Source organism: Streptomyces doebereineriae (genome assembly GCF_031845645.1).
Taxonomy (GTDB): Bacteria; Actinomycetota; Actinomycetes; order Streptomycetales; family Streptomycetaceae; genus Streptomyces; species Streptomyces canus.
The window spans coordinates 111,698-131,417 of record NZ_JAVREZ010000008.1 but is presented as its reverse complement, the minus strand read 5'-3'; the positions used below and the strand labels follow the sequence as shown (position 1 = coordinate 131,417).

General features: G+C 70.9%; 20 protein-coding genes and 1 riboswitch. Of the genes, 12 read left to right on the top strand and 8 right to left on the bottom strand.

Annotated features, from left to right (window positions below; all coding sequences use genetic code 11):
• Positions 1-8 precede the first annotated feature (8 nt).
• The 7 genes from wecB to RNB18_RS23790 all read right to left on the bottom strand — a co-directional run bounded on the left by wecB (position 9) and on the right by RNB18_RS23790 (position 7,155).
• On the bottom strand, positions 9-1,124 hold the full coding sequence (gene wecB, locus RNB18_RS23820; protein WP_311716138.1) for a non-hydrolyzing UDP-N-acetylglucosamine 2-epimerase: 1,116 nt from the start codon (positions 1,122-1,124) through the stop codon (positions 9-11).
• A gap of 3 nt (positions 1,125-1,127) precedes the next feature.
• Positions 1,128-2,387 (bottom strand): nucleotide sugar dehydrogenase, encoded by a 1,260-nt coding sequence (locus RNB18_RS23815; protein WP_311716137.1) that lies wholly within the window; start codon positions 2,385-2,387, stop codon positions 1,128-1,130.
• On the bottom strand, positions 2,387-3,157 hold the full coding sequence (locus RNB18_RS23810) for a WecB/TagA/CpsF family glycosyltransferase (protein WP_311716136.1): 771 nt from the start codon (positions 3,155-3,157) through the stop codon (positions 2,387-2,389). Before RNB18_RS23810 ends, RNB18_RS23815 begins: the two co-directional genes overlap by 1 nt.
• Complete coding sequence (locus RNB18_RS23805) at positions 3,154-4,314, bottom strand: hypothetical protein (RefSeq protein WP_311716135.1); 1,161 nt, start codon at positions 4,312-4,314, stop codon at positions 3,154-3,156. Before RNB18_RS23805 ends, RNB18_RS23810 begins: the two co-directional genes overlap by 4 nt.
• Positions 4,315-4,570: 256 nt before the next feature.
• Positions 4,571-5,170, bottom strand: coding sequence for an acyltransferase (locus tag RNB18_RS23800; protein WP_311716134.1), 600 nt, complete (start codon positions 5,168-5,170; stop codon positions 4,571-4,573).
• Positions 5,171-5,305: 135 nt separating this feature from the next.
• Complete coding sequence (locus tag RNB18_RS23795; RefSeq protein WP_311716393.1) at positions 5,306-6,322, bottom strand: zinc-dependent alcohol dehydrogenase; 1,017 nt, start codon at positions 6,320-6,322, stop codon at positions 5,306-5,308.
• Positions 6,323-6,339: 17 nt separating this feature from the next.
• The gene (locus tag RNB18_RS23790; RefSeq protein WP_311716133.1) at positions 6,340-7,155 is read right to left on the bottom strand and encodes an IclR family transcriptional regulator; all 816 of its coding nucleotides are present in this window, start codon (positions 7,153-7,155) and stop codon (positions 6,340-6,342) included.
• 50 nt (positions 7,156-7,205) lie between these two features.
• Between RNB18_RS23790 and RNB18_RS23785 the strand changes: the two genes are divergently transcribed.
• From RNB18_RS23785 to RNB18_RS23730, 12 genes are all read left to right on the top strand, one after another.
• Positions 7,206-8,918 carry an IlvD/Edd family dehydratase gene (locus tag RNB18_RS23785; protein WP_311716132.1) on the top strand — a complete coding sequence of 571 codons (1,713 nt, stop codon included), beginning with the start codon at positions 7,206-7,208 and terminating at the stop codon, positions 8,916-8,918.
• A gap of 142 nt (positions 8,919-9,060) precedes the next feature.
• Positions 9,061-9,183, top strand: a complete 123-nt coding sequence (locus RNB18_RS23780) for a putative leader peptide (RefSeq protein ID WP_311716131.1) — start codon at positions 9,061-9,063, stop codon at positions 9,181-9,183.
• Between the two features lie 53 nt (positions 9,184-9,236).
• A complete protein-coding gene (locus RNB18_RS23775; protein ID WP_311716130.1) occupies positions 9,237-10,103 on the top strand; it encodes a glutathione S-transferase C-terminal domain-containing protein in 867 nt (288 codons plus the stop codon).
• A 65-nt stretch (positions 10,104-10,168) separates the two neighbouring features.
• A riboswitch (SAM riboswitch) is annotated at positions 10,169-10,278 on the top strand.
• A gap of 335 nt (positions 10,279-10,613) precedes the next feature.
• Positions 10,614-11,597 carry an amino acid ABC transporter permease gene (locus RNB18_RS23770; RefSeq protein ID WP_311716129.1) on the top strand — a complete coding sequence of 328 codons (984 nt, stop codon included), beginning with the start codon at positions 10,614-10,616 and terminating at the stop codon, positions 11,595-11,597.
• Positions 11,594-12,373: an amino acid ABC transporter ATP-binding protein gene (locus RNB18_RS23765; protein ID WP_311716128.1), complete on the top strand. Its 780-nt coding sequence runs from the start codon at positions 11,594-11,596 to the stop codon at positions 12,371-12,373. Before RNB18_RS23770 ends, RNB18_RS23765 begins: the two co-directional genes overlap by 4 nt.
• Positions 12,374-12,425: 52 nt before the next feature.
• On the top strand, positions 12,426-13,448 hold the full coding sequence (locus RNB18_RS23760; protein ID WP_311716127.1) for a transporter substrate-binding domain-containing protein: 1,023 nt from the start codon (positions 12,426-12,428) through the stop codon (positions 13,446-13,448).
• Positions 13,449-13,488: 40 nt separating this feature from the next.
• Positions 13,489-14,244 carry a GNAT family N-acetyltransferase gene (locus tag RNB18_RS23755; RefSeq protein WP_311716126.1) on the top strand — a complete coding sequence of 252 codons (756 nt, stop codon included), beginning with the start codon at positions 13,489-13,491 and terminating at the stop codon, positions 14,242-14,244.
• Positions 14,241-14,387 (top strand): putative leader peptide, encoded by a 147-nt coding sequence (locus RNB18_RS23750; protein WP_311716125.1) that lies wholly within the window; start codon positions 14,241-14,243, stop codon positions 14,385-14,387. Before RNB18_RS23755 ends, RNB18_RS23750 begins: the two co-directional genes overlap by 4 nt.
• An 82-nt stretch (positions 14,388-14,469) precedes the next feature.
• Positions 14,470-15,678, top strand: coding sequence for an LLM class flavin-dependent oxidoreductase (locus RNB18_RS23745; protein WP_311716124.1), 1,209 nt, complete (start codon positions 14,470-14,472; stop codon positions 15,676-15,678).
• A 35-nt stretch (positions 15,679-15,713) separates the two neighbouring features.
• The gene (locus RNB18_RS23740) at positions 15,714-17,090 is read left to right on the top strand and encodes an NtaA/DmoA family FMN-dependent monooxygenase (RefSeq protein WP_311716123.1); all 1,377 of its coding nucleotides are present in this window, start codon (positions 15,714-15,716) and stop codon (positions 17,088-17,090) included.
• Positions 17,087-18,160, top strand: coding sequence for an LLM class flavin-dependent oxidoreductase (locus RNB18_RS23735; protein WP_311716122.1), 1,074 nt, complete (start codon positions 17,087-17,089; stop codon positions 18,158-18,160). Before RNB18_RS23740 ends, RNB18_RS23735 begins: the two co-directional genes overlap by 4 nt.
• Entirely contained in the window at positions 18,153-19,295 is a 1,143-nt protein-coding gene (locus tag RNB18_RS23730) for an LLM class flavin-dependent oxidoreductase (RefSeq protein ID WP_311716121.1), read from the top strand. The genes RNB18_RS23735 and RNB18_RS23730 overlap by 8 nt, the downstream gene beginning before the upstream one ends.
• Here the strand turns inward: RNB18_RS23730 and RNB18_RS23725 are convergent.
• Entirely contained in the window at positions 19,274-19,642 is a 369-nt protein-coding gene (locus RNB18_RS23725; protein WP_311716120.1) for a hypothetical protein, read from the bottom strand. The genes RNB18_RS23730 and RNB18_RS23725 overlap by 22 nt on opposite strands.
• Between the last annotated feature and the right edge of the window lie 78 nt (positions 19,643-19,720).

Below are 19,720 nucleotides of genomic sequence, written 5' to 3'. Positions count from 1 at the left end.
CAAGCGGATCATATGGGGAACGTTCGATCGGTGGGCCTCGGTCGTGTGTTCGCCGTGCCTCCTTCCAGCAGGACCTCGGCGATCCGGTCACTGGCGTGGCCGTCCCAGAGCTCGGGCCGGCGTGGCGCGGGCGGCGCGTCGAGCACCCGGCTCACGACGGAGACGATCCGGGCCGGGTCCCGGCCGGCCAGCACGTTGGTGCCCTGCTCGACGGTGATGGGCCGCTCGGTGTTGTCCCGCAGGGTCACGCAGGGCACGCCGAGCGCGGTGGTCTCCTCCTGGATCCCGCCCGAGTCGGTCAGGACGATCCGGGCGGCGTCCTGCAGGGCGATGAAGTCCAGGTAACCGGCGGGCGGCACCAGCTGGATGCCGCCGGGTACGCCGAGCTCGGCCAGCCGGCCGGCCGCGCGCGGATGCACGGGCAGCAGCAACGGCAGCCGGCCGGCGATCTCGCCGAGCGCCTTCAGGAGCCCGGCGAGGATCTCGGGGTCGTCCACATTGGCCGGGCGGTGCAGGGTGACCAGGCCGAACCCGCCCCTGGTCAGGCCGTACCGGTCGAGAACGTCCGAGGCCCTGGCCCGCTCCAGGTTGGTCAGCAGCGTGTCGATCATGACGTTGCCGACGAGGTGGATCTGGTCGTCCCGGTACCCCTCGGCGCGCAGGTTCTCGACGGCGTCGGGGGAGGGGGCCAGCAGGTAGTCGCTGAGGCGGTCGGTGGCGACCCGGTTGACCTCCTCCGGCATGCTCCAGTCCCGGCTGCGCAGACCGGACTCGACATGGGCGAGCAGCGGCCCCGCCTTCGCGGTGACCAGCGCGCAGGCCAGGGTGGAGTTGATGTCGCCGACCACGACGACGATGTCCGGGGCCAGTTCGCCGAGCAGGGGCTCGAACGCGGTCATCACGCGTCCGGTCTGCTCGGCGTGGCTGCCCGAACCGACCCCGAGGAAGCGGTCGGGCGGGCGGATGCCCAGATCGGCGAAGAACACGTCGTTCATGGCCGGGTCGTAGTGCTGGCCGGTGTGGACGAGGATCACCTCGGCGCCCCGGCTCTCCAGGGCGTCCATCACCGGTTTGATCTTCATGTAGTTGGGGCGGGCCCCGGCGACGCAGACGATGCGCGGCATGGTTCAGAGCACCTCGATGGTGGGTCCGGACGGCAGCCGACGCCTGCAGTCGAGGACGAAGGGGGCGTGTTCGGCGACCTGGTCGTAGTCGAAGGCGTCGTGGTCGGTGAGCAGGACCACCACGTCGGCGGCCGCCAGCTCCTGCGGGTCCGGTTCGACCCGCACCAGCCGGGTGTCCACCGGCAGTCCCTCGACGACGTGCGGGTCCGCCGCCCTGACCTGGGCGCCCATGTCGAGCAGCAGCTGGGAGATGCGCAGGGCGGGCGACTCACGGGCGTCGCCGGTGTTCTTCTTGTACGCCAGGCCGAGCAGCAGGATGCGCGAGCCGTTCACCGAGCGGCGGCGCTCGTTGAACAGGTCGGTGATGCGGCGCGTCACGTACTCGGGCATGTGGTTGTTGATGTCGTTGGCCAGCTCCACGAAGCGGAAGCTCTGGCCGAGTTCGCGCTGCACCCGCCAGGACAGGTACGAGGGGTCGATCGGCAGGCAGTGACCGCCGACGCCGGGGCCCGGCGTGAACCGCATGAAGCCGAAGGGCTTGGTGGAGGCGGCGTCGATGGCCTGCCAGACGTCGATGTCCAGGTGGTGGGCGAACATCGCGATCTCGTTGACCAGCGCGATGTTCACATGCCGGAAGGTGTTCTCGAGGAGCTTGGCGAGCTCGGCCTCCTTCGGCGAGCCCACCGGCACCGTGGTGTCGACGAGTTCGGCGTAGAAGTCCTGAACGGCCTTGAGCGAGGCCTCGTTGACGCCCGACACGACCTTCGGGGTCTCCTTGAAGCCCCAGACGGCGTTTCCGGGGTCGATCCGCTCCGGGCTGTAGCCCAGCTGGAAGTCGGTGCCCGCGGTCAGGCCCGAGCCGTCCTCCAGGATCGGGGCGAACATCTCCTGGGTCGTACCCGGATAGGTGGTCGACTCCAGGACGACGGTCGCCCCGGGTCTCAGATAGCGGGCGAGGGTGACCGCCGACTCACGGATGTAGCGCAGGTCGGGCGTGCCCTCGTGCAGCGGGGTGGGCACGGTGACGACGGCGACGTCGAAACCGCCGCAGTCCTTGGCCGACTCGCTCGGCCGGTAGGCACCGCTGTCCAGGGCCGCGCGGATCCGCTCGGAGGTGACGTCCTCGACGAAGGACTCACCGGCGGCGAGGCTCTTGACCCGCCGGGAGTCGACGTCGTAGCCGATCACCTCGTGTCCGACCTCGGCGGCCCGGATGGCCAGCGGCAGGCCGACGTATCCCTGTCCAACCACGACGACACGCATCAGTGACTCCTGTTCGCGGAAGCGGTCGACGGGGTGAGCCGGATGAACTCCCGCGCCGTCATGAGAAGGAAGGCGGTGTTGGTGGTGAGGTAACGCCGGCCCAGCCGGCGCGGCTCCTGGAGTGCGCGGTAGAGCCACTCGACCCCGTACCGCTGCCAGGACGCGGGGGCCCGCTTGGTGACCCCGGCCAGGATGTCGAAGGAACCGCCCACCCCGTGCACCACTCGGGCGCCGGTCCGGGCACCGTGGGCGGCGGTGAAGATCTCCTTCTTCGGCGAGGTCATGCCAAGGAAGAGCATCTGGGCGCCGCTCCGGGCGATGTCGCCCGCGATGGCCTCCTGCTGGGAGTCGTCGAAGTAGCCGTTGCGGCTGCCGGCGACCTTCAGACCGGGGAAGCGGTCGGCCACCCGGCGCAGCATCTCCTCCAGCACCTCTTCCTTGGCGCCCAGGAAGTACACGGAGATGCCCGTCGACTCCGCCTCGGCCAGCAACCGCAGGAACAGGTCGATGCCCGCCACCCTCTCGGGCAGCGGGGCGCGCAGGACCTTGGCGGCCCAGACCACGGCCTGGCCGTCGGCGAGGACCAGGTCACAGCCCGACACGGCGTCGGCGAGCCGGGGATCGCGCCGCATGTTGACCAGCTTCGCGGCGTTGACCACGCCGATCTCCAGCTGTCTGTCGTCCCGCACCGCTTCGAGGCAGCGCTCGACGGTCTCGTCCATGGTCAGCGGGTCCAGTTCGATCCCGAACAGAGTCCGGCGCTCGCTCATATCCGTCCCCCCTGCCAGGCGTGCAGCATCCAGCCGAACTCGTACGGCCGGCATTCGCGGTCCACGGAGAGCGGGCGGTACATCCGGTCCAGGGCCTTCAGCCGGAGGTTCGGAGCCACTCGGGTGCCGAGGCCCCGGGCGGCGCGTACGGCCTTCTTCGGGTCGCCCCGGTAGACCTTGCGCCAGGTCACGCCGAGCTCGTCGAGAATCAACGGCTCCGGGTGTCCGGCCAGTTCGGGTACGTCCGTCATCCAGCCGAGGCCCTTGCGGATCGCCGGGCCGAAGTCGCTGCCGCCGGCGTCGGTGAGATCGAACAGCGCGGTCGGCGCCATCGCGTGCTGGTGGACGCTGTAGACCGGGTAGCCCTCCACGACCCCGCCGGTACGCGCGTCGTAGTGCCACCACCACTGTCCGCCGTCGCCCTGGAGCTCGCAGATGCGCACGGCACAGGCCTCGGACGCGGCCAGCGCCTCCGGATCGCCGGCCCCGTCGCTCGCGTGGGCGCGGGCCAGGGCCTGGAGCGGGTACGTCTGGTCGGCGAAGCAGGCCACATGCGCCCGGTACCAGGGCACCAGGCCGGGGCCGGTGGCGTGCGGGAAGAGCGGGCTGTCGCCGACGCGGGCCCGCAGCAGACGGTCGCGAGCTGCGGAGAAACGTCTCTCCACATCGACCGAGTCCCGGGCCGTCGCCAGGGCGGACAGCACCCAGGCCGCCTCGACGGTGTACTGCGGCCGGCCCTCCTCGTCCAGGTCGTCGACCCGGGCCAGGGCGTCGGAGAGCTTGGGGTGTCCGGTCTCGGCGGCGGCCCAGGCGATGAGCGCCGCGTCGCCGAGGTTCGTGACGCCGGGCAGCGACTCGATGAGCAGGCCCGTGAACTCCTCGGCGGTACGCCCGCCGAGGACCGCGCGCTGGCGGTCCTCCGGCAGGAACCGGACCCCCAGCGCGGTGATGGCCGCGTACCGGGTGCTGGTTCCGCGCTGCTCCAGGGTCCAGGAACCGGCAGCCGTCTGCCGCCCCGCCATGGTGAAGGCGAAGGCCTCGCCGCCGGGCAGCAGCATCGACGGCAGCCCCGACTCGGCGACCGTGAGGAGTCGTTGGGCGAGTGGGAGCAGCGTCGGTTCCTCACGACCGAGCGCGGCCAGACGTGTGATGCTCATCGGTTGGACACACCAACCCCCCTGTTTTTGCGCAGACTTATGAACGCCACGGCGCGCGGTCGGCCGGGCGGTGGAAGGCAGGCGGACGTCAGGCTTCGGAGCTTGTGCCGACCCTGATTTCAGGCATAGGTGTTTCCACCCGGTAACCCCCCCTGGGCACTACTGGTTCGTGTGCTCATTGTGCTTGGTCTGCACAGTTCGTACACATGATATGCCGGTGAATGTTCGATGATTTGCGTTTTGGCGTAAAGAGGCGTCATGGGCGTTCGACGAGTCCGCCGTCCTTCTCGTCGTACCGGGCGCCCGTCTCCGGGCACTCCCAGGCGCCCGGCTCGCCCTCCCGCTCGACCAGTCGAACGCCGGCTCGGCCCACCCAGCCGATCCGGCGCGCAGGGACACCGGCCACGAGCGCGTGGTCGGGCACGTCCCGGGTCACCACGGCGCCCGCGGCCACCAGCGCCCAACGGCCGACACGGACCGGTGCCACACACACCGACCGGGCCCCGAGGGACGCTCCTTCGGCCACCTCCACCGCCACGGCCTGCCAGTCGTCGCCGCGCTTCAGCTTGCCCTCCGGGTCCACCGACCGGGGGAAGTAGTCGTTGGTGAGGACCGCGGCCGGGCCGACGAACACCCCGTCGCCGAGCACGGCGGGCTCGTACACCAGCGCGTAGTTCTGGAGCTTCACGTTGTCGCCGATCCGCACCCCCGGGCCGACATAGGCGCCCCGGCCCACGATGCACCCGCTCCCCAGCCGGGCGTTCTCGCGGATCTGGGCCAGATCCCAGATCGTCGTCCCGTCGCCGATCGCCGCTGTCTCGTCGACCTGGGCGGTCGGCTGCACCTTGAAGTTCACCGGGCTGAACCCTTCGTCTCGTCGATCATGTCCGGTCGTCGAACATGTCGACGGTGTCGTTGACGGACCGAGTCTGATCACCGCGCCGACGGAATGCCAGCCTCCGTTCGTGAGTCGTCCCGAACGGCGGCGGACTCAGACCAGGCCGGGATCGACGTGGATCTTCGGACCCGGACCGGCTCCGGGCGGGCGCTCGCCCGCGAGTACGGCGCCGATCGCGTCCAGCGCCACGGTGGCGGCCACGAGCGGCCTCGGGTCGACGACCTTGTCGGCGTACGCCTTGATGGTGGCGTCGAGCCCGGGGGAGGCCGACAGCACGCCGATCGCCGTCACGTCCTTCAGGACGAGCGTGCGGGTGTCGATCCTGCTGGGCTCACCGGCCAGCCCGATGTACACGAGCCGCCCGCCCGGTTCGACCAGCTCCTGCGCCAGGGCGGGCAGATGCACCGCGTTGGTGGCGTCCACGACCGCGTCGAACGGCAGGTCCGGCAGGGTGTCCTCGCGCCAGGCGTGCGGGAAGCCCAGCGAGCGCGCGAAGGCGAGGGAGGCTTCGGTGGCGCCCATCAGATGCACCTCCGCACCCGCGGCCCGGGCGAACAGCGCGACCAGCAGACCGATGGTCCCCGGACCCAGCACCAGGACCCGGTCGCCGGCCCCCGCTCCTGTCGCCCGCGCGGCCCGCAGGGCGTTACCGCCCGGCTCGACCAGCGCACCGAGCACCGGGTCCACGGAGTCGGGCAGGACGTGCAACGAGCCCACGGGCACGGCGAGCCGTTCGGCCAGGGCACCCGCTCGGCCGCCCCGGATGCCCACCTCCTCGCGCTGCTCGCAGACATGCTGCCCGCCGCGCCGGCAGCGGCGGCAGGTCCCGCAGCCGAGCATGGTGTCGCCCATGACCCGGCGGCCGATCCAGACGGGATCCACACCGGCGCCGACCGTGCGGACCCGGCCGGCCCACTCGTGGCCCAGCCGCATCGGATAGGCGGCGTGTCCTTGGTGGAGATAGGTCATCGCCCCGGTGAAGAACTCCAGGTCGGTGCCGCACACCCCGACCCGCTCGACGTCGACGACGACCTCGCCGGGCGCGGCTACCGGCGCCGGTACCGACCGGACCGCGAACTCGCCGGGGGCCGTGAGGACGAAGGCACGTATCTCATCCGCGGGGGCGTTCAACGCAGGGGCTCCTTCAGGGGGCCGAGGGCGTCACGGATCTCCTCGACCGCCTCGACCAGCGTCCGCAGCGGAGTCCGGTACGCCAGCGCGCTGACGCTCACCGCCCCGGAGGGAACCGTCGGCGAGGTGCCGTACACGGGCAGCGCGAGGCAGTTGACGCCGGTCTCGTTCTCCTGGTCGTCGAGGGCGTACCCCCGCTCGCGCGTGGCCCGCAGCTCACGGTGCAACTCCGCGGCCGTGCACGGGGTTCGAGGGGTCCGGCGCTCCAGGGGTGCCTCGCCGATCCATTGCCGTACGGCGTCGAGGGTGCCCAACTCGTGGGCGAGCAGCGCCTTTCCGACGCCGGTCGCGTGGGCGGGGTTGCGGCCGCCGACCGTGGAGGTCAGCCGGACGGCGCCGGCGGGCGGGTCGGCCTTGGCGCGGTACACGACCTCGCGGCCGTCCAGGACGGCGTAGTGGGCCGTCTCGCCGAACCGGTCCGCCAGTGCCTCCAGCAGCGGCCGGACACGTACGTGTTCGGGGCGGGCCTCGTGATGGGCGAAGGCCATCCGCAGGAACTCGTCGCCCAGCAGGTAGCGGCCGCGGGAGTCCTGGCCGGCCAGACCGGCCCGGCGCAGGGCGGCCAGGGCCCGGTGCACGGTCGCTTTGGGGCTGCCGATCGCCCGGGTGAGCGCTTCGAGCGAGACCCCGTCCGGGTGCCGGGCGAGTTCCTTGAGCACGGCGAGCACCCGGTCCGATCCCACGAGACGGTCGCCCTCCGCGCTGTCCGTGACGGGGGCTGTCGAAGCGGGGAAGGGCTGCGTATGCTGCATCGCGTTCCGGATAGTAGACCGTCGTACCGATTACCGGAAAGAGTCGAGCGATGGGCCTTCGCAGCGCACAGTGGTACGGGGGACAGGACCGCAACGCCTACATCCACCGGGCCTGGATGCGCCGGGGCGTCCCGGACGACGCCTTCACCGGCCGGCCCCAGATCGCCATCGCCAACACCGCCTCCGACCTCACGCCCTGCAACGCGCACCTGGACGAGGTGGCCAGGTCCGTCCGCGACGGTGTGTACGAGGCGGGCGGCATCCCCCTCGACCTGCCCGTGGTGTCGCTGGGCGAGACCAATGTGCGGCCCACGGCCATGCTCTGGCGCAACATGGCGGCGATGGCCACGGAGGAGATGCTGCGGGCCAACCCCCTCGACGGCGTGGTCCTGCTGGGCGGCTGCGACAAGACGATCCCGTCGCTGCTGATGGCCGCCGCCTCGGTGGACCTGCCCGCCGTGGTCGTGCCCGGCGGGCCGATGCTGACCGGCACCTTCCGCGGCACACCGCTGGGCTGCGGCACGGACGTGTGGCGGCTGTCGGAGGAGGTCCGCGCCGGCACCCTGTCCCAGGAGCAGTTCACCCGCTCCGAGTCCTCGATGATCCGCAGCCGCGGACACTGCAACACCATGGGTACGGCCTCGACGATGGCGCTGGTCGCCGAGGCGCTGGGCACGGTCGTCCCCGGGGTGGCCGGAACGCCCGCGCCGGACAGCCGGCTGCTGGCGGCCGCGCACGGCACCGGGCGGCTCGCGGTGGAGCTGGTGGCCGCCGAGCGCCGCCCGAGCACCTTCCTGACCAAGGGGTCCTTCCACAACGCGATCGTGGCGCTGGCCGCGATCGGCGGCTCCACCAACGCCGTCGTCCATCTCCTCGCCATCGCGGGCCGGCTGGGCGTCGACCTGACCCTGGACGACTTCGACCGCATCGGCTCCCGGGTGCCGGTCCTGGTGGACCTCCAGCCCGCCGGGCGCTTCCTCATGGAGGACTTCCACCGGGCCGGCGGCCTGCTCGCCGTGCTGCGCGAGGTCGCCGACCTCCTGGACCCCGAGGCGCTGACCGTCACGGGCGAGCCCCTGGTGGACCACCTCACCGACGCCCCGATCTGGGACGCGGAGGTGATCAGGACCCGGGCGCGGCCCCTGGTCGAGGAGGGCGGCATCGCCGTCCTGCGCGGCAGCCTCGCCCCCGACGGAGCGCTGATCAAACCCGCGGCCGCCTCACCGCATCTGCTGCGGCACCGGGGCCGGGCCGTCGTCTTCGACAGCATCGAGGACTTCCACGCCCGCGTCGACGACCCGGACCTGGACGTCGACGCCGACTCCGTCCTGGTCCTGCGCGGCTGCGGCCCCAAGGGGTATCCGGGCATGCCCGAGGTGGCCAACATGCCACTGCCCACCAAGCTGCTGGAGCAGGGGGTGCGGGACATGGTCCGCGTCTGCGACGGCCGGATGAGCGGCACCGCGTACGGCACGGTCGTCCTGCACGTGGCCCCGGAAGCGGCGGCGGGCGGACCGCTCGCCCTCGTACGGACCGGCGATGTCATCAGCCTCGACGTCGAGGCCCGCCGTGTCGACCTCGAGGTGCCCGCCGCCGAACTCGCCGCCCGCACCCCGAACGCGGCCACCGTCGAGGGCTTCGCGAACCCGGGGCGGGGCTGGGAGCGGTTGTACGTCGACCACGTCCAACAGGCCGACACGGGAGCCGACCTGGACTTCCTCCTCGGTTCCAGCGGCTCGGCGGTCAGCCGCGAGTCGCACTGACCGGTCGCGGCCGGCGATCCCCACCTCGCCGCCCGGCCGGGCCGCGGACCCTGCCCCTGACCGCCTCGTGGACGCCCTCTTGACGTGCGCCCCGGCCCGATCGACACTCCAGATGGGAATCCTAGTGAACAGGTAGGGAAACATGGGGCGCGTGGAACCGGCCGTCGGCCGAGTGAGCCGGACATCCCGGCCTTCGCCTCTTCTGACCTCCCGCCGCCACATCGATCTTCTTCGGGTCTGCAGCGCCATCAGGCCCCTGGGCTGAGCCCGACGCTTCCGCCGCGTGTACGTCTGCACACCGACACCCCGGGGAGACCCATGTCCGTCACACCGCTCGCCCGCATCTCCGCCACCCACCCGGCCCCCGCGTTCCGGGGCCGGATCGGCCAGGACGCCCGCAGTGGGCACTACGCCGTGCCGCGCCGCTACCGGCTGCACCTGGCCGCCGCCTGCGCTGACGGTCTGCGCATCGCCGTCGTGCACAGCCTGCTCGGCCTTGACGACATCTGTCCCGTGACCCTCCTGGACCCGGTTCCCGACTGTCCCGACGGGGGGCATTCCGCGCTGCGCCCGCTGTACGAGGCCAGCGCGCACCGGTACACCGGCGCGGCCGTCGCACCCGTGCTCAGCGACGACTGGTCGGGACGGATCGTCAGCACCCACGCCACCGACATCACCCGCGACCTGGCCCGGCACTTCGGCGGCGGACGTCCGGCGCTGTACCCGTGCGGAGCGGAGTCGGAGACCGAGGCCGTCGAGCGGATGAGCAAGGGCATCGCGCAGGCCGCGCAGCAGGCCGGGGGGACGGGCGGTGACGACGCGGACCGTGTCGCCGCCCTGCAGCAACTGCTGGACTCCCTGGGCTCGTTGGAGCGCTGGCTGGTGGACCGCGAGTTCCTGATCCGGGATCACATCACCGCCGCCGATGTCGAGTTGTGGGTCACGCTGGTGCAACTCGACACCGTGCACCGCCACCACCTCGACGCCGCCGCGGTGCAGCGCCTCGCCGGCCATCCCGCGCTGTGGGCCTACGCCCGCCGTCTGACCGCCCACCCGGCCTTCGGCACCCACCTCGACCTCGACGGCATCGCCCGCCGGCACCACGCCCACTGCCAGGGCCTGGAGGCCGCCGGGGCCGCCGTACAGATTCTGGACTGGGCCTCGCACGCCGCCCGCACGTCCTGAGGGTTCCACCTGATGGACCAGGATTGACATTCGTTCGGGCAATTGTCTTAACTACGGCCCAGAACGGTCATGAGTGTCAGCGACAAGCCCTGGCTTGCTGACCGGCAACCCTCGCTCCGCGGTGGGGTGCCCCAGGTGACGACCGGACCGGATCACGTTTCGGTAAGCGCGAGGGGCCCCAGGGGCCGGAAGAGCACGGTGACGGACATGTACGCAGTCTCCAGGACGGCCACGCGCCGCTCCCCGAGCTGCGTACAGCCGTACACGAACGTGCTCGTGGCAGACCGGAGCGTCGATCTGCTCCGCGTGAGCAGCGCACTGTGTACCGCACCGGGCCGTGCCCGCTGTCGGGGCTGACATTCCTTCCCAGCCCCCGCGTTCCTGACGAACGCCGCGTTCGCGGTGTGCCGTCGTCCGCCCAGCCCCCGGTGCCCGAGCGTCACGTACTGCCGCCGTAGTACGCCGTGTTCGCCGTGCCCCAGGGGAACCCGACTCCGCCGGAGCCCCCTCATGAGTGAACCCCCAGGTGCCGCCGTGTCCGTCACCGACGCACCGCCGAAGCCCGACGCATCGTCAAAGCCACTCGCAGCGCAGCGAGTTCTGCCGCTGAGGCGACCGGGCCGCTGGATCGCCACCGCCGTCGTCCTGGTTCTGGCGGCCCAGTTCGTCCACGGCCTGGTGACCAACCCGTTCTACCAGTGGGACCGGTTCGGCTACTGGTTCCTGCGGCCGACCGTCCTCGACGGGCTACTGATCACCCTGGAAGTCACCGCCTACAGCGCGGTGCTGGGCCTCCTCGGCGGCATTCTGCTCGCCCTGGCCCGGCTCTCGAAGAGCCCGGTGCTGCGGGCGGTGAGCTGGACCTATGTGTGGGCTCTGCGCTCCATTCCACTGATCGTGCTCCTGCTGTTCCTCTACAACTTCAGCGCCCTGTACAAGACGCTGAGCGTCGGCGTCCCCTTCGGGCCGGCCTTCTTCTCCTTCGACGAGTCCCGGCTCGCCACCGACATGGTCATCGCGGTGATCGGCCTCAGCCTCAACGAGGCCGCCTATGCCGCGGAGGTCGTCCGTGGCGGCATCCTCTCCGTCGACCAGGGCCAGCACGAGGCGGCCTCGGCACTCGGTCTGCCGAAGGGGTACCAGTTCCGGAAGATCGTCTTCCCGCAGGCGTTGCGCTCGATCACCCCGAACTACGTCAACCAGCTCATCGGCCTCATCAAGAGCACCTCGCTGGTCTTCTACGTCTCCCTGCTCGACCTGTTCGGCACCGTGCAGTCCATGGGCTCCACCTACCCCGGAGACATCGTGCCGCTGCTGCTGGTCGCCACCGTCTGGTACCTGATCCTCACCAGCGCCGTCTCAATCATCCAGTTCTACGTCGAGCGGTATTACGCCCGGGGCGCCACCCGCTCCCTGCCGCCGACACCGCTCCAGAAACTGCGTGCCGGTCTCACCGACCTCAAGGCGCGTGTCCGCAGGGAGACCGCGATATGACCGTCACCGACATCACCCCGGTCGCGCTCGAAGTGCACGGCGTGCACAAGTGGTACGGCACCCACCGGGTACTGGACGGGGTCGACCTGACCGTGCGGCCCGGCGAGGTCACCGTGATCCTCGGCCCGTCCGGCTCCGGGAAGTCCACCCTGCTGCGGGTCATCAACCACCTGGAGAAGCCGGAGATCGGCCATGTCAGCGTCAACGACGAGCTGATCGGCGTCCGCCGACAGGGCGACCGGCTGAAGGAGCTCAGCGAGCGCGCCATCCTGACCCAGCGCAGCCGCATCGGGTTCGTCTTCCAGAACTTCAACCTGTTCCCGCACCTGACCGTCCTCGACAACGTGGCCGCCGCGCCGGTGGCGACCGGCAAGCTCGGCAGGGCGGAGGCGCAGGAACTGGCCCGCGAACTCCTCGGCCGGGTCGGGCTCGGCGACAGGACCGGCGCCTACCCCCGGCAGTTGTCGGGAGGCCAGCAGCAGCGCGTGGCCATCGCCCGCGCCCTCGCCCTGCGCCCGGGAGTCATCCTCTTCGACGAGCCGACCTCCGCCCTCGACCCCGAACTCGTCGGTGAAGTCCTCGCCGTCATCAAGGACCTGGCGACCAGCGGCACCACGCTCGTCATCGTCACCCACGAGATCGGCTTCGCCCGCGAGATCGCCGACCGGGTCGTCTTCATCGACGGCGGACGCATCGTCGAGCAGGGCCCGCCCTCCGAGGTCCTGGACCGGCCGCGGCACGAGCGGACCCGGGACTTCCTGAGCAAGGTCCTCTGAACCCCTTTCCCCCAACTCCTCACCCCTTTTCTCCCAACTCCTAAGGACAGCCATGCCCATTCACCCCTCCCGACGCAGCCTGATACGCGGCATCACCGCGGCGACCACCGTCGCCACCCTCGCCGGCGGGCTCGCGGCCTGCGGCGGTGACAGCGACGCCGCCACCGGGACGACCGACAGCGCCGGCACGGTGACCGTGGGCCGGTTGTCCAACGGCGCCGCCAAGGAGACCGCGCTCAAGGTCGCCGAGGTGAAGTCCATCAGCGCCGAACTGCCCGCCGCCGTGAAGAAGAGCGGCAAGCTCGTCATCGGCTCCGGCACCCTGCCCTCCGGTTCCCCGCCGCTGGGCTTCGTGGGCAGCGACCAGAAGACCCTCACCGGCTCCGAGACCGACCTGGCCCGCCTGGTCGCCGCCGTCCTCGGCCTGGAACCCGAGGTCAAGCGGTTCACCTGGGAGAACCTCTTCGTCGGCATCGACAGCGGCAAGGTGAACGTCGGGTTCTCGAACATCACCGACACCGAGGAGCGCAAGCAGAAGTACGAGTTCGCCTCCTACCGCAAGGACGACCTCGCCTTCGAGACGCTCAAGACCTCGAAGTGGACCTTCGACGGCGACTACGAGGCCCTCGCGGGCAAGACGGTCTCGGTCGGTGCCGGCACCAACCAGGAGCGGATCCTGCTGGAGTGGCAGGCCAAGCTGAAGAAGGAGGGCAAGAAGCTCACCATCAAGTACTTCCAGGACAGCCCCAGCATCTACCTGGCCCTCGCCAGCGGCAAGATCGATGCCTACCTGGGCCCCAGCCCCAACTCCTCCTACCACGTCACCCAGACCGCGAGCACGCCCAACGCGACCCGCATCGCGGGCCAGTACTCCGGTGCCGGCGAGACGCTCCAGGGCCTGATCGCCGCGACCGCCAAGAAGGGCAGCGGCCTCGCCAAGCCCCTCGCCGACGCGATCAACCACCTGATCGACAACGGTCAGTACGCCAAGTGGCTCACCGCGTGGAACCTCTCCAACGACGCCGTCTCCAAGTCGGAGGTCAACCCGCCCGGTCTGCCGCTCGACAACTCCTGACCCGTCCTCGGCGAACCCGGTAGGAAAGGACTCCGCCTCCGTGGCCCAGCAGACCGACTTCCGCGCAGGCGGAGCCTTCTCGAGACCCACCGCGCACGACACATCCGTCCTCGACAACGCCGTATGGGCCGCCCTCGACGGCCCGCACGCCCACCTCGCCGAACGCGTCGGCCGCGCCGCCCGCTACCCGGACGACGTCTACGCCTTCGCCGCCCTCGCCGATCCCCGCGACCCGGCCGCCTGGGCCGACCTGCTCACGCTCGTCGGCCCAGGAACCACCGTACGGATCAAGCCCGTTGAGACGGTCCCGGCCGGCTGGGAGATCGTCGGCGGGGGCGTGGGCGTCCAACTCGTCGACACCGCGCTGCGCGCCGAACCGGCCCCCGAGGCGGTACGGCTGGGCCCCGACGACGTACCCGAGATCCTGGACCTGGTCGCCCGCACCAAGCCGGGACCCTTTCTCAAGCGGACCATCGCACTAGGCACCTATCTCGGCATCCGGGACCAAGGGCGGCTCATCGCCCTGGCCGGCGAACGGCTCCGCCCGCCCGGCTGGACCGAGATCAGCGCGGTCTGCACCGACCCCGCGTACCGGGGCCGGGGCCTCGCCACCCGCCTGGTCCGCGCGGTCGCCGCCGGGATTCGGGAGCGCGGCGACACCCCGTTCCTGCACGCGGCGGCGAACAACACCAGGGCGATCCGGCTCTACGAGTCGATCGGTTTCACCCTGCGCCGCCGCTCGCCCATCGTCCTGGTCCGCAGTCCAGGAACATCCCACCAGGGCCCGGTGTTGTGACTCACGACGAGATCCGCCGGGCGCCGTCGCGCGTCCAGAAGGAGGAGGTGACGGGCGTGATCAGCACACTCCGCTCCGCCCACCTCCACTCCCGGCCCCACATCGATCTCCTGCGCGTGTCCACCGCGCTCTGTTGTTCCTGACCCGTTCAGCTGCCCCAGCCGCCGTGCCCCGACCTCCTGGGGGCCGGCCATCTCGTACGGATCTTCAGGAAGGCACCCACCCGTGTCCCCCTCTTCTTCGTCTCCCTCCTTGCTGCATCTCGCCGTCGCTCTGGACGGCACCGGCTGGCACCCCGCCTCCTGGCGCGAGCCAGAGGCCCGGCCCCACGACTTGCTCACCGCCGGATACTGGGCCGACCTGGTCGCCGAGGCCGAGCGCGGCCTGCTCGACTTCGTCACCATCGAGGACGGCCTCGGCCCGCAGTCGTCCCATTTCCTCGACCCGGACGAGCGCACCGACCAGGTCCGCGGCCGGCTCGACGCCGTTCTGATCGCCTCGCGCATCGCCCCGCTCACCCGGCACATAGGCCTGGTCCCGACCGCGGTGGTCACCCACACGGAGCCGTTCCACCTCTCCAAGGCCATCGCGACCCTCGACTACGTCAGCACCGGCCGCGCGGGCCTGCGGGTCCAGATCACCGCGCGACCGGGCGAGGCCGCGCACTTCGGCCGCCGCACCATCCCCCGTATCGAGGCCTACGACAGTCCCGAGACGCAGGAACTCGTCACCGACCTCTTCGACGAGGCCGCCGACTACGTGGAGGCCGTGCGCCGGCTCTGGGACAGCTGGGAGGACGACGCCGAGATCCGCGACGCCGCCACCGGCCGCTTCATCGACCGGGACAAGCTGCACTACATCGACTTCGAGGGGAAGCACTTCAGCGTCAAGGGTCCCTCCATCACGCCCCGACCGCCGCAGGGCCAGCCGCTCGTCACCGCCCTCGGGCACCAGACCGTCCCCTACCGGCTCATCGCCCGCCAGGCCGACGTCGGTTACATCACCCCGCACGACACCGGCCAGGCCCGCGCCATCGTCTCCGAGATCCGCGCCGAGCAGGAGACGGCCGGCCGTGCCGACGAACTCCTTCATGTCTTCGGCGACTTGGTCGTCTTCCTCGACGACGACCCCGCCGAGGCCGCCGCCCGCCGGGACCGTCTCGACACCCGCGCGGGAGAGCCGTACCAGAGCGATGCCCGCATCTTCACCGGCACTCCCACCCAACTCGCCGACCTGCTCGGTGAGTTCCAGGCCGCCGGCCTCACCGGCTTCCGGCTGCGGCCCGCCGTCCTCGGTCACGACCTCCCGGCGATCACCCGCGGTCTGGTCCCCGAACTCCAGCGCCGGGGCGCATTCCGCACCGACTACGAGGCCGACACCCTGCGTGGCCTGCTGGGCCTCGACCGCCCCGCCAACCGCTACGCCGCCGCCTGAGCCTCTGAGCCTTTGAGCCGGAAGGACCGCACATCATGAGCAAGCCGCTGAAGCAGATCCACCTGGCCGCGCACTTCCCGGGCGTCAACAACACCACCGTGTGGAGCGACCCCGAGGCCGGCAGCCACATCGAGTTCAGCTCCTTCGCGCACTTCGCGAAGACCGCCGAACGCGCCAAGTTCGACTTCCTGTTCCTCGCCGAGGGCCTCCGCCTGCGGGAACAGGGCGGAAAGATCTATGACCTGGACGTCGTCGGCCGCCCCGACACCTTCACCGTCCTCGCCGCGCTGGCCGCCGTCACCGAGCACCTCGGTCTGACCGGCACCATCAACTCCACGTTCAACGAGCCCTACGAGGTGGCCCGCCAGTTCGCCAGCCTCGACCACCTCTCCGGCGGCCGCTCCGCGTGGAACGTCGTCACCTCCTGGGACGCCTTCACCGGCGAGAACTTCCGCCGAGGCGGCTTCCTGCCGCAGGAGGAGCGCTACTCCCGCGCCAAGGAGTTCCTCGCCACCACCCAGGAGCTCTTCGACTCCTGGCACGGCGACGAGATCCTCGCCGATCAGGAGTCGGGCGTGTTCCTGCGGGACGCCAAGGCCGGTTCCTTCGTGCACACCGGTCAGCACTTCGACATCCACGGGCAGTTCAACGTCCCGCGCTCCCCGCAGGGCCGCCCGGTCGTCTTCCAGGCCGGCGACTCCGAGGAGGGCCGGGAGTTCGCCGCGTCCGGTGCCGACGCGATCTTCAGCCGGTACGCCACCCTCAAGGAGGGCCAGGCCTTCTATACGGACGTCAAGAACCGCCTCGCCAAGTACGGCCGGCGCCACGACCAGTTGCTGATCCTGCCCGCCGCCTCCTTCGCCCTCGCGGACACCGACGCCGAGGCCGAGGAACTGGCACGGATCGTCAGGCGCCAGCAGGTCAGCGGCGCCACGGCGCTGAAGCACCTGGAGTTCGTCTGGAACCGGGACCTGTCCTCCTACGACCCCGAAGGACCGCTCCCCGACATCGACCCGGACGTCAGCGACAACCACATCTCCAAGGGGCGTGCCCAGGTCCGCATGTACCGGGACCCGCTGGCCACCGCCCGCGAGTGGCGCGAGCTGGCCGCCGCCAACAACTGGTCCATCCGCGACCTGGTCATCAACACCGGCAACCGGCAGAACTTCATCGGCTCGCCGGAGACGATCGCCCGCACGATCAACGAGTATGTGCAGGCCGACGCCAGCGACGGCTTCATCCTGGTCCCGCACATCACCCCGACCGGCCTCGACGCCTTCGCCGACAAGGTCGTCCCGCTCCTCCAGGAACAGGGCGTCTTCCGCACCGAGTACGAGGGTCCGACCCTCCGCCACCACCTCGGCCTGGCCCACCCGGACGACCTCCAGGACGAGCAGCGAGTGGCGTCGTGAAGTTTCTCGCGATCACACTGATCGTGCACCGGCCCGATCCGGTCACCGGTGTGCGGAAGTCGACTCAGGAACGCTTCCGTGAAGTGCTCGACAACGCCGTCCTCGCCGAGGAGTTGGGCTTCGACGGCTTCGGCGTGGGGGAGCGGCACGAGTGGCCGTTCATCTCCTCCTCGCCGACGGTCGTCCTCAGCCACATCGCCGCGCTGACCAGGCGCATCCGCCTGTTCACCGCGGTCACCACACTGAGCCTGCTCGACCCGGTACGCGCCTATGAGGACTACGCCACCCTCGACCACCTGTCCGGGGGCCGCCTGGACCTCATCATCGGCAAGGGCAACGGCGCCGCCCAGCGCGAGCTGTTCCACGTCACACCCGAGGACCAGTGGGACCGCAACGCCGAGAGCTACGAGGTGTTCCGGCAGCTCTGGCGCCAGGACAAGGTCACGGCCGAGACCCGCTTCCGGCCCCCGCTCAAGGACGCCGAGGTGTGGCCGCGGCCGTACCAGCGCCCGGTCCGGGTCTGGCACGGCAGTGCCACCAGCAAGGAGTCGGTGGACCTCGCCGCCCGGTACGGAGACCCGCTCTTCTCCGCGAACGTCACCAACCCCATAGGGCCGTACGCCGAGTTGATCCGCCACTACCGGGAGCGCTGGGAGCACTACGGCCACGACCCGGCCGACATCGCGGTCGGCGCCGGCACGGCCGGGCTCCTGGTCACCCGCACCTCCCAGGAGGCACGCCGGATCTACCGGCCGGTCTTCGAGGCCGGCCTGGCCTTCTACGAGAGAGCGGGCCTCCCCCTCGTCTTCGAGACACTGGACGACTTCGTCGAGCGCAGCTCCGCGCTGATCGGCAGCCCGCAGCAGATCATCGACAAAGTCCACCGCTATCACGAGCAGTTCGGTCACACCGTGCTCCATCTCCACGCGGACGCAAGTGGGCTGACGGACACTCAGCACCGGGACTCGCTCGCACTGTTCCAGTCCGAGGCAGCCCCCGTACTGCGCCGCGCCATCCCTGACCCGCCTTTCTCCTGGGGACCCGTACTGGGGGAGCCGGCCCATGCCTGACATCCCTCTCGGCGTCCTCGACCTGGTGCCGATCCCGTCCGGATCCACCGCGGCCGACGCCCTGCGCAACTCCATCGACCTCGCCCAGCAGGCCGAACGCCTCGGATACGCCCGCTACTGGTTCGCCGAGCACCACCTCAACCCGGGCGTCGCGGGCACGTCCCCCGCGGTCGTCCTCGCCCTGACCGCGTCCGCCACCTCCACTATCCGCCTCGGTTCGGGCGCCGTACAGCTCGGACACCGCACCGCGCTCAGCACGGTCGAGGAGTTCGGCCTGATCGACGCCCTGTACCCCGGCCGCCTCGACCTGGGCCTCGGCCGCTCCGGCGGCCGTCCGCCGGGCACGCCCAAGACGCCGCTGCCGAACGCCGTGGTGGACGGCCGCGCTCCCAACGGCCTGCGCGTCCCACCCCGCTTCTCCTTCGAGTACCTGCTCGGCTCACCCCGCATCGCCCTCCAGCGCAAGCTCCTTCTGCTGCCGGGCGCCGAGTCACAGGAATACGCCGAGCAGATCGACGACGTCCTGGCCCTCCTCGCGGGCACCTATCGCTCCCCGGAGGGCGTCGAGGCGCACGTGGTCCCGGGCGAGGGCGCCGACGTCGAGGTGTGGATCCTCGGCAGCAGCGGCGGCGAGAGCGCCGAGGTCGCGGGCACCCGCGGACTGCGCTTCGCGGCGAACTACCACGTCAGCCCTGGCACGGTCCTGGAGGCGGCCGAAGGGTACCGGGCCGCCTTCCAGCCCTCCGACACTCTCGACAAGCCGTACGTCAGCGTCTCCGCCGATGTCGTGGTGGCCGAGGACGACGACACCGCCCGCGAACTCGCCACCGGCTACGGCGCCTGGGTGCGCAGCATCCGCACCGCCGAGGGCGCCATCGAGTTCCCGACTCCAGAGGAGGCCCGCGCCCACGTCTGGACCGACGAGGACCGGGCGCTCGTCCAGGACCGCCTAGACACCCAGTTCGTCGGCTCCCCGGGACGGGTCGCCGACCGGCTGGAACAGCTCCAGGAGGCCACGGGTGCCGACGAGTTGCTCATCACGACCATCACCCACGACCACCCGGACCGGGTCCGCTCCTACCAACTCCTCGCACAGGAATGGCGCAGGCGAGGTCACTCCTCCCAGTCGAGCTGATGCCCGGGCGTCCCCACCGACCGCCCGTACGCCACCGCTTCGGCGCGGCCCGCCTCGTCGCCGCGCCGATAGCGGAACACCTTCCCCGCGAAGACGACCACGCGTTCGTCCCCGGCGGTGAAATCGGCGTACCAGCCGAGCTCCGGCTCCAGGGCCCCGGCGAGCGCCTCCGCCAGGGCACCGACGTCCTCGCCGTCGGTCTCCCACTCGACGAGCGTCCACACCGGCGGCTGCGCGTCGCTCGCCCCGCCGATCTCGACCCTGCTGACCTTCCGCAACCGCAGTCCGCGCGGCTCGAACACCGCGCCGAGCCGCAGGCTCTCGCCGATGACGTATCCGGTGATCATGTGCTGTCTCCCTGCTGATCGGGGGCTCCGCGGACGACGCTACGGCCGTATGGCTGACATCCTTTGTCAGCCATACGG